This window comes from Streptomyces sp. NPDC107654, assembly GCF_055639035.1.
Window position 1 is genome coordinate 420,291 of sequence record NZ_JBVKBI010000003.1, and the last position, 13,310, is coordinate 433,600.

A 13,310-nucleotide genomic window follows, 5' to 3' on the forward strand; every position below is an offset into this window, starting at 1 on the left:
GATGACCTCCGTACACGAAGGGGACCTCGTCCTCGGCGCGCTCGGCTCGCTGGGCACGCGGCTGGACTGCGCCGGTCTGGGCCGACTGGACCTGGAGGGTCCGCAGGTGCTGTGGCTCGTCGCGGCCGGCGCCCTGGACCTGTTCGCGGTGGACGCCGCCCAGCAGGGCCACTGGCACCACCTCGGCCGGCTGGAGGCGGGCACGCTGCTGCTCGGCCCGGTCGCCGGCCCCCAGCACACCCTCGTGGCCCGCCCGGTCCGGGACTGCGTGGTGCACCGCGTCAACCTGCGCGAGCTGTACCAGCCGGCGCAGACCCAGACCTGGTCCTACGACGAGTACGGCAACCCGCAGTACGTGCCGCCGACGTCGAGCCCGCTGGAGTACGCGCTCGCCCTGGGCGTCGGCCGCGGCCTGTCCGTGCTGTTCCAGGCGCCGATGGCCGAGGAGCGGGCCGAGGCACCGGGCGACGACGACGTGTTCTGGATGCAGGTGCCGCCGGGCAGCGTCCAGTACGGCTCGCTGTACGGCGCGGAGGCCGCCGCGGACCTGCTGATGGACCCCGCGCTGTGGCAGAGCATGGTGGACCAGCAGTACCGGTTGCTGACCGCGCTGGACCGGTGGATCGAGCAGCTGGAGCGCACCCACGAGACGCGTACCGCCGCCGGCATCAAGGCCGGTGAGGCGGTCCGCGCCCAGGCCGACCGGACGCTGCTGGCCGCCATCGGCAAACGCTCCTCGCGCCGTACGACCGCCGCCGACGCCGACGCCACCCACGCGGCCTGCCGGCTCGTCGCGGAGGCCGCCGGGATCCGGCTGGCCGAGCCGGCGCAGAGCGGCACGGAGAGCGACCGCCTGGACCCGGTGGAGCGGGTCGCGCTGGCCTCCCGGGTGCGCACCCGGGCCGTTCGCCTGGACGGGCGCTGGTGGCGGGAGAACGTGGGACCGCTGGTCGGCCACCGGGCGCTGTCCGGGGCACCGGTGGCACTGCTGTGGCGGCGCGGCGGCTATGTGGCCGTCCACCCCGGGACCGGGCGGGAGACGCCCGTCGAGAAGGCCAACGCGGAGGAGTTCGAGCCGCGTGCGGTGATGTTCTACCGGCCGCTGCCCGACCGGGCCCTGGGGCCGCTCGGGCTGCTGCGGTTCAGCCTGCGCGGCACCCGCGCCGACCTGCTGGGTCTGCTGCTCGCGGGACTGGTGACGGTGGCGATCGGCGCGCTGGTGCCGATCGCCACCGGCAAGGTGCTCGGCGAGTACGTGCCGAGGGCGCAGGAGGACCTGATCGTCCAGGTGTGTCTGGCGGTCATGGTCAGCGGGGTGGTCGCGGCCGCGTTCACCCTGCTGGAGAACCTGTCCATCCTCCGTCTGGAGGGCCGGATCGAGGCGGCGCTCCAGCCCGCCGTCTGGGACCGGCTGCTGCGGCTGCCCACCCGCTTCTTCACCCGGCGCTCGACCGGTGAGCTGGCCAGTGCGGCGATGGGCATCAGCGCGATCCGCCGGCTGCTGGCGGGCGTCGGCCCGGTCGTCGCCCAGTCGGTGACGGTCGGCGCGATGAACCTCGGCCTGCTGTTCTGGTACAGCCCGGCGATGGCGACGGCGGCGATCGGGATGCTCGTCGTCATCGCGGCGGTGTTCGGCGGGCTCGGACTGTGGCAGGTGCGCTGGCAGCGGCGGCTGGTGACGCTCGGCAACAAGCTGAACAACCAGGCGTTCCAGACCCTGCGCGGGCTGCCCAAGCTGCGGGTGGCGGCGGCCGAGAACTACGCCTACGCGGCCTGGGCACGCGAGTTCGCGCGCAGCCGGGAACTCCAGCAGAAGGCCGGCCGGATCAAGAACCTGACCACGGTCCTCGGCGCGGTCTACCTCCCCGTGTGCACCCTGCTGATGTTCATGCTGCTGGCGGGCCCCGCCCGGGGGGCGATGTCGGCGGCGGACTTCCTGGCCTTCAGCACGTCGGTGACCATGGTGCTGACCTCGGTCACCCAGCTGACCGGCGCGTTCGTGTCGGCGGTGGCGGCGCTGCCGCTGTTCGAGGAGATCAAGCCGGTGCTGGAGGCCACGCCGGAGGTGCGCACGGCGAGCACCCGCCCGGGCCCGCTGTCCGGCGCGCTGGAGGCCCGCCGGCTCTCCTTCCGGTACGCCGACGACGGCCCGCTCGTCCTGGACGACGTGTCCTTCGCCGTGCGGCCGGGCGAGTTCGTGGCGGTCGTCGGCCCGAGCGGCTGCGGCAAGTCCACGCTGCTGCGCCTGCTCATCGGCTTCGACCGGCCGGTGTCCGGCAGTGTCCTGTACGACGGCCAGGACCTGGCGGCGCTCGACCAGTCGGCGGTGCGCAGGCAGTGCGGGGTGGTCCTCCAGCACGCCCAGCCGTTCAGCGGCTCGATCATGGACGTCATCTGCGGCGCCGAGCCGTACACGCCGGAGGAGGTGATGGCGGCGGCCGAGCTGGCGGGGCTGGCGGAGGACATCAAGCGGATGCCGATGGGGCTGCACACGATCGTCGCCGGCAACGGAGCGGTCTCCGGCGGCCAGCGGCAGCGCCTGATGATCGCCCAGGCGCTGATCCGGCGCCCGCGGATCCTCTTCTTCGACGAGGCGACCAGCGCCCTGGACAACGACACCCAGCGCACCGTCATCGACAGCACCCGCAAGCTGAACGCCACCCGGATCGTCATCGCCCACCGGCTGTCGACCGTCCTGGACGCCGACCGGGTGATCGTGATGGAGGACGGCAGGGTCGTCCAGCAGGGCGCCCCGGCCGAGCTGCTCGCGGACACCGGGGGCCGGCTGCACGAGCTGGTGCGCCGGCAGCTGGCCTAGCAAGGCTCCTCCCGCTCCCCCGGGTTGTGGTGGTGGGACGGCCGCCAGTGGTGCTCGGTGAACCAGCGGCCGCACAAGGCGCCGCCGTAGATGACGAACCCGACGCCGATGAGCCAGGACTCCACGACGAGGACGGTGCCGACGGCGCCGTAGCTGAGCGCGTTGGTCACGATGAGCGGGGTGAAGACCAGGTGGGAGAAGGCGCGCAGGCCGGCCAGGCCGATGACGGTGGCCACCGCGCCCGGCAGCAGGGAGCGCCAGTGCACCTGCCCGCCGAGCAGGAAGCGCTGCCCCCACCAGAAGAACAGCACCCCGCTCAGCGTGGACAGCGCGATCCGCTGTGTGCCGTGCAGCGTCGACTTGGTCGCCACCTCCTGGTAGAGGTACGCCGTCAGCACCACCAGCCAGGTCGCCTGCCGCCACACCCGGTGCCAGGGGCCGGAGGGCAGGCCCCAGATCCGTTCGTAGGCGTTCTGCACGCTGCCGCCGAAGGACACGCCGAACACAGCGAGCAGGACGCCACCGAAGACGCTGGTGGTGCCGATGACCTTGCGCGGGGGGCTGATGACGTCGGTGATCACGTGGGCGGACCGGCCGGACAGCCCCATCCCGTCGGTGAGCCAGGAGGCGAAGCCGCCGCGCACCAGGGGGTCGGCCGCGGCGACCACGATGAGCAGCGGGGCCAGCGTCACCAGGGCCAGGGTGGCGAAACCCATGGCCCGGTGCATCAGCTCCAGCTCACGGCCGTGCTCGAACAGGGCCCGCAGACGCACCCACTCCCACGCGCGGTGCAGGCCGCGCCGCAACCGCCTCACGGCTCCTCCCGTGCTCGCCGCCCACACGCTGCGTTGTGCCGATGCATCCAGCCTGGCACGCACCGGGCGGCTCGCAGCCGGAGGAGGGGCCGGGACGCGGCGCGCTGCTGCGCACGGGTGACCGCCGGATGCGGCGACACGACGGGGCACGTCCGCCGTTCGCGGCCGGTACGGGCGGAGAATCGGGCTCCGTGCCAACCACCGACGACCCTCACGCGCCGGGCTGCCGACGCCGGACGCTGATCGTGAGCGCCGGCATGGGAGCCGGTCACGACACCGTGGCCGCCGAACTCGCCCGGCGGGCTGCGGCCCGGGGCCACGAGGCCCATGTGGTCGACGTGCTGCGGCTGCTGCCGTACGGGCTGGGCACGGGGCTGCGCCGCGGCTACCAGGCGACGGTACGGCACGCGCCCTGGCTGTACGCCGGGATCTACGGCGCGTTCCTGCGCGGCGGGCCCGGGCGACGGCCGAGCGGGGTCCCGCTGGCCCGGCTGGCCGGGGACCGGCTGGCGGAACTGGTCGACCGGACGGACGCCGACGTGGTGGTGTCCGTGTTCCACCTGGCGGCACAGCTGACCGGCCATCTGCGGGCGCGGGGCGGGCTGCGGGTGCCGAGCGCCGTCTTCCTCCTCGACTTCGCGGTGCACCGGCAGTGGCTGCACCCGGGCAACGACCGGTACCTGTGCCTCACGGACGCGGCGGCGCGGGAGGTGCGCCGGTTCCTCGCCGTTCCGGTGGTGACGACCGGCCCGGTGGTCGCGCCCGCCTTCCGCGCGCCGGCCCCCGGCGCGGCCCGGTGGCGGGAGCGGTTCGCGGCGCGGGCACCCGGCCGGCCGCCGGTGCTGCTGTCCGCCGGCGCGTGGGGGGCGGCGTCCCGCCCGGCCGCCACCGCCCGGCTGCTGGCGGCGGCCGGGTACCTGCCGGTGGTGCTGTGCGGCCGCAACGAGCGGCTCCTCGCCGGCCTCTGCCGCGAGCCGGCGGCGCTGCCCCTCGGCTGGGTCGACGACATGCCCGGCCTGCTGGCCGCGTGCCACGCCCTGGTGGACAACGCGGCCGGCCAGACCGCCGTCCAGGCCCTCGCCACCGGCCTGCCCGTCATCGGCCACCGCCCGCTCCCCGGCCACGGCACGGACGGCGTCCACCGCATGGCCGCCCTGGGCCTGTCCGAACTGGCCCCGGACGGCCCCGCCCTGCTGGCGGCGCTCGCCCGGCTCGGCGAGAACACCCGGGCACGCGACGACCGGGTGACCCGCGGCCAGGCCCTGTTCCGCCGCGACCCGCTGGACTGCGTGACGGACCTGTGCGGGCCGGACCTGTGAGGCGGCGGGGCCCTACGCGTGACGGAAGCCATGGCCGGAGCGGGACGACGCTCGCACCGCACCGCACCGCACCGCACCGCACCGCACCGCACCGGGCGGCGGCTCCCCCGGCCGACAGCCGAACGCCCCGCCACGCGGCACCGGACCCTGACCCGCGTCCCCGGCCGGATGACGGATACGCGCCCTGCATCATCGGACCCTGACCCGCTCCCCCGCCACGCCCCCCGCGGCAGCCGCTCGCCCCTCCCCCGGCGGTGAGGACGAGCGGCGCGCCCGCCGCCACTCCGCGACGGTCCGGTGCGGTTCGCCGGGCCCCGTCCCTCCCCCGCCCCATCGCCTCACCAGGCCCCGTTTCTCACACCCCCCGGTCGCCCACCACCGACCCGGCCGCGGCGGCACTGCCGCCCGGCTCCGGAGTCGGGCCGTGGTCGCGGAGGGGCCCGACCGTGAGGCCCGTCTTCCGGCAGTCCTGGACGATGGCCGGCAGGGCCGTCAGAGTGGCGCGCCAGCAGTCGGGGTACGAGTGGCGGTCGGAGTCGTGCAGCAGGACGGTGCCGCCGCCGCGGAGGTCCGCGGCGACCCGGGCCCGTACGGACTCCGGTGTCGCGTCGGCCGTCCAGTCCCTGCCCCACGCCGACCACAGCACCGTCCGCAGCCCGGCCCGCCGGGCGGCCCACCAGCGGCTGGTGGTGAGGATGCCGTACGGCGGGCGGTACCACCGCGGGCGGTGACCGGTGAGGTCGTGCACCGCACGGACCGTCCGGGCGATGTCCTCGGCGTCCCGGGCGAACGCGGGGCGCCAGGGCCGGTCGTGGGTCCAGCCGTGCACGCCCAGCTCGTGCCCGCGCCGTACCGTCTCCCGGACCACGTCGGGGTGGCGGAGCACGTGCTCGCCGAGGACGAAGAAGGTGGCCCGCGCCCCGAGCCCGTCCAGCGCGTCGAGGAAGCGCGGGGTCGTGGCGGGGTCCGGTCCGTCGTCGAAGGTGAGCGCGACGTGCCGGGGGCGGCCGGTACCGGCCAGTCCGGGGAGGAGCAGCAGTCGTACGCCCGGCAGCCAGCTTGCCGCCGGGCCGATGTGGGCCAGGGCGGCACCGGCAGGCAGCAGGACGGCGGCCGTCCGCCGGGCACGACCGGACACGGGGGACATCGGTGACCTACCTCCTGGGGGTGCGTGGCACGGCGGGGGCGGATCCGGAGGACGTCCCCGGGTCCGTGGCGTCCCACTCCCCGCCGACGGACGAGGCGTGGGACAGCCCGATGCTGCCCGCCCCGATCAGGGCGACGCCGATCGCCTCCGGCAGCAGGTGCAGGCCCAGGCGGATCGACTCGGCGAACAGCACCCAGCCGAGGACGACGCTGGTGAGCGCGTCGCCGAGGGTGAGCGCCGGCTGGGATGCGGTCAGCGAGCCCGCCCCGAACGCGCCCTGGAGCAGCAGGAAGGCGACGAGCCCGGCGGCCCCCATGGCGTACAGCGACCAGTGCCCGAACATCGCCGCGGGGCCCTGTCCCAGCCGCCCCACGGCCTCCTTGAGCAGCGCGGCGGTGAGGGCGAAGGACACGGCGGAGGCGAGGCCGAGCAGCGCGGCCCGGGAGGCGCCCCGGGCCGGGCGTGCGGCGGCCACCAGCAGCACGACGGCGCCGAACGCCCCGCCGCCGCCGAGCAGCCAGTCCCCCGGCCGCGCGGTGGGCCGGCCGGGGGTCGGCGCGGCGGCGAGCAGGAACAGGGCGAGCCCGCCGCCGAGCGCGGCGAACGCCAGCCAGGTCCGGCCGTCCGGGCGGCGCCGGAAGACGACGCTGCCCACGGCCAGGGTGAACAGGAGTTCGGCGGCGAGCAGAGGCTGGACCAGCGACAGGCTGCCCACGGCCAGCGCCCCGGCCTGCAGCAGGCTGGACAGCACCAGCAGCCCGGCGCCCGCCAGCCAGTAGGGGCGGCGCAGCAGATCGGTGAACCGGCGTACGGCGGACCGCTCGCCGTCGGCCGCCCCACCGGCCTGCTCCGGCTCCCGCTCCCGCTCCCGTTCCTGCTGTTGCACGGCGGCCCGGCGCTGGAGCACCGAGGCGGACGCGTTGGACAGGGCGGCGAGCAGGGCGAGCAGCACCGTGACGGCGGTCATGGCGGTCATCCGAAGCGGGCGGCGAGCCGCCGGTACAGTCCGGGCGCCGCACCGCGCACCCGGGCGGGCAGCCGTAGCCACCCGGGGACGTACACCTCGTCCCGGCCGTGCAGGGCGGCGGCGCAGACCGCGTCCGCCACGCGCTCGACGGGGACGGGCCGCGGCCAGGCACGGGTGTAGGGCGTGCCGCGCCGGTCGAAGAAGGGCGTGTCGACCACGCCGGGGACGACGAGGCCGACGCCCACCCCGGTGCCGCGCAGTTCGTAGCGCAGGCAGTCGGCGAAGGCGGCCAGGGCGGCCTTGGCCGCGGAGTAGACGGCCTCGCCGCGCACGCCCACGCTGCCGGCGAGGGATCCGATGAGCACGACGCGCCCGGAGCCGGCGGCGACCATGTGCGGCAGCACGTTGCGCACCAGGTGCACGGTGGCCAGCAGGTCGACGCCCACGACCTCGTCGATGCGCGCGGCGGGCATGCCGGTGAAGTCCCCCGCCCAGCCCACGCCGGCGCCCGCCACCAGCAGGTCGAGCCCGCCGAGGTGGTCCAGGGCGAGCGCGGTGAGCCGGCGGTCGGCGCCGGGGCGGGTCAGGTCGGCGGGCAGCGGGATCGCTCCGGCCTCGGCGGCGACCTGCTCCAGTCGGGTGACGTCCCGCCCGTTCAGCGCCAGCCGCCAACCGCCCTCGGCGGCCAGCCGGCGGGCCACGGCCGCGCCGATGCCGGAGGAGGCACCCGTCACCAGGGCGGTGCCGCCCCGGCCGGGGCGCGGGGCGGCGGCCGCCGTCACGGCCGGGGCCGGGAGCGGGCGGGTGTCGTTCGACGGACCTGCGGGGGACGGGGCTTGGGACATGGTGACGACCTCACTGCGACGGCGTGCACGGGCTCGCGAATGCCGGGGCCGAACCTTCGCGGTGTTTCCAGGGCGCCACAGACTGAAACGCCGCGCACGGCGGAGCTCCCCGCAATAAAGAAACGTTGCCGTTTCGCTGATGGTGTCCTAGGCTTTTCGTGTACGAAACAGTTTCGTTTACGAGCGAGCTGTTTACCCTCCCCGTTTCCCGGAGTGGTTCCGCATGCCCGAGAAAACCCTGGCCGAAGGCTCCCGGACCGGAGCGGCGGTGACAGAGCGCGCCCAGGACTCGCCCAAGCGGTGGTGGATCCTCGCGGTCATCGCCGTCGCCCAGCTGATGGTGGTGCTGGACGCGACGATCGTGAACATCGCCCTGCCGTCCGCCCAGACCGACCTCGGTTTCTCCGACGGCAACCGCCAGTGGATCGTCACGGCCTACGCCCTCGCCTTCGCCTCCCTGCTGCTCCTCGGCGGCCGGATCGCCGACCTGTTCGGCCGCAAGCCGGCCTTCCTCGTCGGCGTCGTCGGCTTCGCCGCGGCCTCGGCGCTCGGCGGCGCCGCGAACGGCTTCACCATGCTGGTCGTCGCCCGCGCCCTGCAGGGCGCCTTCGGCGCGCTCCTCGCCCCGGCCGCGCTGTCGCTGCTGAACACCACGTTCACCGACGCCCGGGAGCGGGCGCGCGCGTTCAGCGTCTACGGCGCGATCGCCGGCGCCGGCGGTGCGGTCGGCCTGCTGCTCGGCGGGGTGCTGACCGACGCGCTGGACTGGCGCTGGACGCTGTACGTCAACGTCGCCATCGCGGTCGTCGCCTTCGCGGGCGGCTGGATCCTGCTGGGCAACCACCGCGACGCGGCGGGCGCCAGGCTCGACGTGCCGGGCACGGTGCTGGTGGCCGCCGGTCTGTTCGGCCTGGTCTTCGGCTTCTCGAACGCCGAGACGCACGACTGGGACTCCCCGCTGACCTGGGGCTTCCTGGTCGCGGGCGGTGTGCTGCTGGCGGCCTTCGCCTGGTGGCAGACCCGGGCCGCGCACCCGCTGCTGCCGATGCGCATCCTGCTGGACCGGGACCGCGCGGCGTCCTTCCTGGCGGTGCTGATCACCGGCGCGGGCATGTTCGGCGTGTTCCTCTTCCTGACCTACTACCTCCAGCTCATCCTCGGCTTCAGCCCCACGAAGACTGGCGTGGCGTTCCTGCCGATGGTCGGCGCGCTGATGGTGGCCGCGCAGCTCGGCACCACGATGCTGCTGCCCCGGCTCGGCCCGAAGGTGGTCATCCCGCTGGGCTTCGCGGTCGCCACGGCCGGCATGGCCTGGCTGACCGGCATAGGCCTCGGCTCCGGCTACCTCGGCGCGGTGCTGCCGCAGCTGGTCGTGATCGGTGTGGGCCTCGGCCTGGTCATGCCGCCGGCGATGCAGCTGGCCACCGGCGGGGTGGCGGCCGAGGACGCCGGCGTCGCCTCCGCGGCCGTCAACGCGATGCAGCAGGTCGGCGGCTCGATCGGCACGGCGCTGCTGAACACCCTCGCGTCGAGCGCCGCCACCGCGTACCTGTCCGGCCGGGACGCCACCAGCGAGCTGGTGCGGGCGCAGGCCACGATCGAGAGCTACACCACCGCGTTCTGGTGGTCGGCGGCCCTCTTCGGCGCGGGCACGGTCATCGCGCTCCTCTCCTACCGGCGCGGAGTGCCCCGACAGGACGCGGGCGCCGCACCCGTCGTCCACATGTGACCGCCACCGGATCCGGAAGAGGGGCCGCCGTCCGCAAGGGGACGGCGGCCCCCTCCCCCGTCCGGCGGGGCGCTTGAGACCGCGTCCGCGGGTAACTCGCAGGGGAGATCACCAACACGGCGGAAGGAGACGACCATGCCGGGCGGGAACGACCACGAGGACCGGCCGGAGTCGGCCCTGGAGGAGGTGCTCCGGGAGGTCGAGCAGGCCGAGAAACGCGACGAGGGGAAGACCACCGCGGACACGGACGGCCACGGCACGGACGACTCGGACGACGGCACGGGCAAGGCCGGCGACGCCATCACCCCGAACACCGGGGCACAGGAACAGGCGAACGGAGACTGAGACCACTGGGCGTACCGGCCGGGACACGGCAACGGATGCGGACCGACCGGGGGCGGGGCGGGGGCCGGGCGGCTCCCGGGCTGGTCCGCGAGCGCCCGGCCCGAGAGTCCGGGCCGGGGCCCGGATGCCGGTGGTGGCGAGGCCTGGCAGCGGGACCGTGTCCCCGGCGCCGGTGAGGAGAGCCGGCGGCATCCGTACCGGTGGAGCCGAGGCCCGGCCGGGGAGTCCCGCCCCCGGCGCCGGTGACGACACCCGGCGGCCACACCAGCGGAGCCGAGTCCCGGCGGAAGAACCGGCCCCCGGCCCCGGTGACGGCCCCGGCGGTTCCGTGCCGGTGACGGAACTCGCCCCGCACACGGCCGCGACCGCGGTGCATTCCCGCAGGCCGGGTACCCGAGCCCCATGAACCAGCACGCGCGAGGACCCCTGCTGCCCCCGGACCGCGGCCCGCTCTCCGCCGCGGTCGCCGCGTACCTGCGCGGCACGGGCCCCCTGCCCCGCCCCGCGGACGCCGAGGAGGCGGACCCGTACGGAGACGACCTCCAGCTCGCCCTGTACCTCTGCTACGAGCTGCACTACCGCGGCTTCGACGGGGTCCCGCCGGACATCGAGTGGGACCCGGAGCTGCTGCGCGTCCGCGCGGCGCTGGAGCGGCGCTTCCGGACGGCGTTGCGCGCCGACACCCCGGTCCACGACAGCCTGGACGAGGCGCTCGCCGCCCTGCTGGTCGAACCGGCCGAGGGCACGGGCGTCAGCCACTTCCTGTGTGACGAGGGCGAACTGTGGCAACTGCGGGAGTACGCGGCGCTGCGCTCGCTGTACCACCTGAAGGAGGCCGACCCGCACGCCTGGGTGCTGCCGCGGCTGTGGGGCCGGGCCAAGGCGGCGATGGCCGCGGTGGAGTACGACGAGTTCGGCGGCGGACGCCCGGAACGGGTGCACGCCCGCCTGTTCGCCGACCTGATGACGGACCTGGGCCTGGACACGGCGTACGGCCGCCATCTGGACGCGGCCCCGGCCGAGATGCTCGCCGTGGTCAACCTGATGTCCCTGTTCGGTCTCCACCGCGAGCTGCGCGGCGCGCTGGTGGGTCACTTCGCCGACGTGGAGATCACCTCCTCGCCCGGCTCCCGCCGGCTGGCCGAGGCGATGCGCCGTACCGGCGCCGGCCCGGCCGCGGAATTCTTCTACGACGAGCACGTGGAGGCGGACGCGGTGCACGAGCAGGTCGTCCGGCACGACGTGATCGGCGGGCTGCTCGCGGAGGAGCCGGAGCTGGCACCGGACATCGTCTTCGGGATCGACGCGACCGAGTACCTGGAGGAGCGGCTGGCCCGACGGCTGCTCGCCCGCTGGCGCACGGGACGGTCGGCCCTGCGGACCCCGCTGGAAGCACCCCAGCGGGCACACCGGGAACAGCCGGCACCCCGGAAACAGGAAACATCCCATGCATCCTGATTCCCCGGGTATTCGGACAGGGTGATCGCAGTGATGCTCCCGGGTGTGTACGCCCCGCAGGACGACACGGAACTGCTGGCCGAGGCCCTGCACGAGGTGGCCCCGCCACCCGGCACCCGCGTGCTGGACGTGGGCACCGGAAGCGGTGCGCTGGCCCTGGAGGCGGCCCGCAGGGGTGCCGAGGTGACCGCGGTGGACGTGTCCCGGCGGGCGGTGTGGACGGTCCGGCTGAACGCCTGGCTGCGCCGGCTGCCGGTACACATCCGGCGCGGCAACCTGTTCGCGCCGGTGCGGGGCCGTACGTACGACCTCATCCTGGCCAACCCGCCCTACGTGCCGGCGCCCGACACCGGGCGCGGGCCGCGCGGCCGGTCCCTCGCCTGGGACGCGGGGCGCGACGGGCGGCTGCTGCTCGACCCGATCTGCCGGGACGCGCCGGCGCTGCTGAGCCCCGGGGGGACACTGCTGATCGTGCACTCGGCGCTGAGCGGTCCGGACCGCACCCTGGAGCTGCTGCGGGCGGGAGGACTGAAGGCCGCCGTGGTCCGCCGCCGCTGGATCCCGCTGGGACCGGTGCTGCGCTCCCGGGCCGACTGGCTGCGTCGGTGCGGGCTGCTCGCGCCGGCCGAGGACAGGGAGGAACTGGTGGTCATCCGTGCCGAACGACCCTGCTGACCGCGACCGCGCGGCGGACACCCCCGCCGGCTCCGCGCCGGACCCCGCCGAACGGGCCCGCCGGATCACCGTGCAACGACGCGGGCCCCTCCTGGTGGAAGGGCCCGTGGAGATCGAGTTGGAGGACGGGAGCACGGTCTTCTCGGACCGGTTCCGCGTCGCTCTCTGTACCTGCCGGCGCAGTCGTCGCTACCCCTGGTGCGACACGAGTCACCGGCGCAGGTCCTGAGTACCCCGTTGAAACAGACTGTTTTTCGCCGCTCCCCGGAAGGCCCCCCACGGACCTGCCGGGGAGCGGCTGTGTGACCGGGTCCGGCGGGCGGCCCCACTCCGCCCGTCGGTCCCGGTGCGAGATCGCAGGTTCCCCGCTGCAGGGGCCGCACTCCCCAGTTGCGGGCCTGATCCGGCGTCCACGAGGACCCCTTGCGATCCCGGTCCTAGAAAGCGAACAGGGTTCCGCCGACGGCGTCCCTCATGCACGCGTTGCCGAAGGTGCGCTCGTAGGAGACGCGCTTGCCCTGCCAGACGCCCTGGACGGTGACGACGACGGGGTCGTAGACCTTGGTGCACATCACGTCGCCGGCGGGCTTCAGGGCGTCGAGTTGGCCGCCGACGCCGCGCAGTTCGGCGCAGGCGTCGGCCGCTGCCGGGTGGGTGCCCGAGGCCGTGGGGGCGCAGTTCAGGGTGACGGCGCGCTCCGGTGTGGCCGTGGCCGCGTCGTTGCCGTGGCCGGTGGTGAGCACCAGCGCCGAGGGGGCGTAGAGCGACGACGGGGCGGCGCCCGGTGCAGCGACGGCGGCCCCGGTCAGGGGTCCGCAGACGGCGACGGCCGTCAGGCCGATGGCCGCTGCCCAGCGCGCGGTGTTCCGCATTGTGTGCATCCTTCCGCTCGAATCGGACGAGTTGCCGGCTCCGGTCCGGTCGGGCACCGGAGCGGCGTGCGCCACTCTGCCGAGTCCACCGCCGAAACTCACATCGAACCCATGGGTTTCAGTAACCTTTCGTGTTGAATCAGTGGCGTGAAGTCACGGAAATCGAACGACGGGACCCCGTAACAGAGCCGTTCCCCCGCCCCGGGAGCGGCCAGGTGGCCGAAAATCAGCTGTTCGTTAATCGTCCTGAAACATTCCGGCTCCGCCCGCCGAAAGTCCCTTCATGACTCCTTGTGTTCATGAAGTGATCACCAGGAGCG

General features: G+C 74.8%; 12 protein-coding genes. 7 read left to right on the forward strand and 5 right to left on the reverse strand.

Annotated features, from left to right (window positions below):
• Nucleotide 1 precedes the first annotated feature (1 nt).
• Nucleotides 2-2,818, forward strand: a complete 2,817-nt coding sequence (locus ACZ7N4_RS07725) for an NHLP bacteriocin export ABC transporter permease/ATPase subunit (protein ID WP_471354908.1) — start codon at nucleotides 2-4, stop codon at nucleotides 2,816-2,818.
• Here ACZ7N4_RS07725 and ACZ7N4_RS07730 read toward each other — a convergent pair.
• Nucleotides 2,815-3,633 (reverse strand): ribonuclease BN, encoded by an 819-nt coding sequence (locus ACZ7N4_RS07730; protein ID WP_471354910.1) that lies wholly within the window; start codon nucleotides 3,631-3,633, stop codon nucleotides 2,815-2,817. The genes ACZ7N4_RS07725 and ACZ7N4_RS07730 overlap by 4 nt on opposite strands.
• 191 nt (nucleotides 3,634-3,824) lie before the next feature.
• Here ACZ7N4_RS07730 and ACZ7N4_RS07735 point away from each other — a divergent pair, with 191 nt between their 5' ends.
• On the forward strand, nucleotides 3,825-4,952 hold the full coding sequence (locus tag ACZ7N4_RS07735) for an MGDG synthase family glycosyltransferase (protein ID WP_471354912.1): 1,128 nt from the start codon (nucleotides 3,825-3,827) through the stop codon (nucleotides 4,950-4,952).
• A 355-nt stretch (nucleotides 4,953-5,307) separates the two neighbouring features.
• On the opposite strand, the gene ACZ7N4_RS07740 is transcribed toward ACZ7N4_RS07735, so the two are convergent.
• The 3 genes from ACZ7N4_RS07740 to ACZ7N4_RS07750 are packed head-to-tail and all read right to left on the reverse strand — an operon-like array spanning nucleotide 5,308 to nucleotide 7,911.
• Complete coding sequence (locus tag ACZ7N4_RS07740) at nucleotides 5,308-6,099, reverse strand: polysaccharide deacetylase family protein (RefSeq protein WP_471354913.1); 792 nt, start codon at nucleotides 6,097-6,099, stop codon at nucleotides 5,308-5,310.
• Between the two features lie 7 nt (nucleotides 6,100-6,106).
• Nucleotides 6,107-7,066, reverse strand: coding sequence for a DMT family transporter (locus tag ACZ7N4_RS07745; RefSeq protein ID WP_471354915.1), 960 nt, complete (start codon nucleotides 7,064-7,066; stop codon nucleotides 6,107-6,109).
• Between the two features lie 5 nt (nucleotides 7,067-7,071).
• Nucleotides 7,072-7,911 (reverse strand): SDR family NAD(P)-dependent oxidoreductase, encoded by an 840-nt coding sequence (locus ACZ7N4_RS07750; RefSeq protein ID WP_471354918.1) that lies wholly within the window; start codon nucleotides 7,909-7,911, stop codon nucleotides 7,072-7,074.
• 223 nt (nucleotides 7,912-8,134) lie between these two features.
• Here ACZ7N4_RS07750 and ACZ7N4_RS07755 point away from each other — a divergent pair, with 223 nt between their 5' ends.
• The 5 genes from ACZ7N4_RS07755 to ACZ7N4_RS07775 all read left to right on the forward strand — a co-directional run bounded on the left by ACZ7N4_RS07755 (nucleotide 8,135) and on the right by ACZ7N4_RS07775 (nucleotide 12,347).
• Complete coding sequence (locus ACZ7N4_RS07755) at nucleotides 8,135-9,640, forward strand: MFS transporter (RefSeq protein ID WP_471354920.1); 1,506 nt, start codon at nucleotides 8,135-8,137, stop codon at nucleotides 9,638-9,640.
• 135 nt (nucleotides 9,641-9,775) lie between these two features.
• Nucleotides 9,776-9,985 (forward strand): hypothetical protein, encoded by a 210-nt coding sequence (locus tag ACZ7N4_RS07760; protein WP_471354922.1) that lies wholly within the window; start codon nucleotides 9,776-9,778, stop codon nucleotides 9,983-9,985.
• Nucleotides 9,986-10,387: 402 nt separating this feature from the next.
• Nucleotides 10,388-11,443: an iron-containing redox enzyme family protein gene (locus ACZ7N4_RS07765; protein ID WP_471354924.1), complete on the forward strand. Its 1,056-nt coding sequence runs from the start codon at nucleotides 10,388-10,390 to the stop codon at nucleotides 11,441-11,443.
• 33 nt (nucleotides 11,444-11,476) lie between these two features.
• A complete protein-coding gene (locus ACZ7N4_RS07770) occupies nucleotides 11,477-12,118 on the forward strand; it encodes a HemK2/MTQ2 family protein methyltransferase (protein WP_471355142.1) in 642 nt (213 codons plus the stop codon).
• The gene (locus tag ACZ7N4_RS07775) at nucleotides 12,099-12,347 is read left to right on the forward strand and encodes a CDGSH iron-sulfur domain-containing protein (protein ID WP_471354927.1); all 249 of its coding nucleotides are present in this window, start codon (nucleotides 12,099-12,101) and stop codon (nucleotides 12,345-12,347) included. Before ACZ7N4_RS07770 ends, ACZ7N4_RS07775 begins: the two co-directional genes overlap by 20 nt.
• 208 nt (nucleotides 12,348-12,555) lie before the next feature.
• Here the strand turns inward: ACZ7N4_RS07775 and ACZ7N4_RS07780 are convergent, their stop codons facing one another.
• Nucleotides 12,556-12,990 carry a protease inhibitor gene (locus tag ACZ7N4_RS07780; protein WP_471354929.1) on the reverse strand — a complete coding sequence of 145 codons (435 nt, stop codon included), beginning with the start codon at nucleotides 12,988-12,990 and terminating at the stop codon, nucleotides 12,556-12,558.
• Nucleotides 12,991-13,310: the final 320 nt, after the last annotated feature.

Bases quoted from the DNA above. Each gene is read 5' to 3' on its own strand.
- ACZ7N4_RS07725 (WP_471354908.1), top strand. From the start codon at position 2: ATGACCTCCGTACACGAAGGGGACCTCGTCCTCGGCGCGCTCGGCTCG.
- ACZ7N4_RS07740 (WP_471354913.1), bottom strand. From the start codon at position 6,099: ATGTCCCCCGTGTCCGGTCGTGCCCGGCGGACGGCCGCCGTCCTGCTG.
- ACZ7N4_RS07745 (WP_471354915.1), bottom strand. From the start codon at position 7,066: ATGACCGCCGTCACGGTGCTGCTCGCCCTGCTCGCCGCCCTGTCCAAC.
- ACZ7N4_RS07750 (WP_471354918.1), bottom strand. From the start codon at position 7,911: ATGTCCCAAGCCCCGTCCCCCGCAGGTCCGTCGAACGACACCCGCCCG.
- ACZ7N4_RS07755 (WP_471354920.1), top strand. From the start codon at position 8,135: ATGCCCGAGAAAACCCTGGCCGAAGGCTCCCGGACCGGAGCGGCGGTG.
- ACZ7N4_RS07760 (WP_471354922.1), top strand. From the start codon at position 9,776: ATGCCGGGCGGGAACGACCACGAGGACCGGCCGGAGTCGGCCCTGGAG.
- ACZ7N4_RS07765 (WP_471354924.1), top strand. From the start codon at position 10,388: ATGAACCAGCACGCGCGAGGACCCCTGCTGCCCCCGGACCGCGGCCCG.
- ACZ7N4_RS07770 (WP_471355142.1), top strand. From the start codon at position 11,477: ATGCTCCCGGGTGTGTACGCCCCGCAGGACGACACGGAACTGCTGGCC.
- ACZ7N4_RS07780 (WP_471354929.1), bottom strand. From the start codon at position 12,990: ATGCGGAACACCGCGCGCTGGGCAGCGGCCATCGGCCTGACGGCCGTC.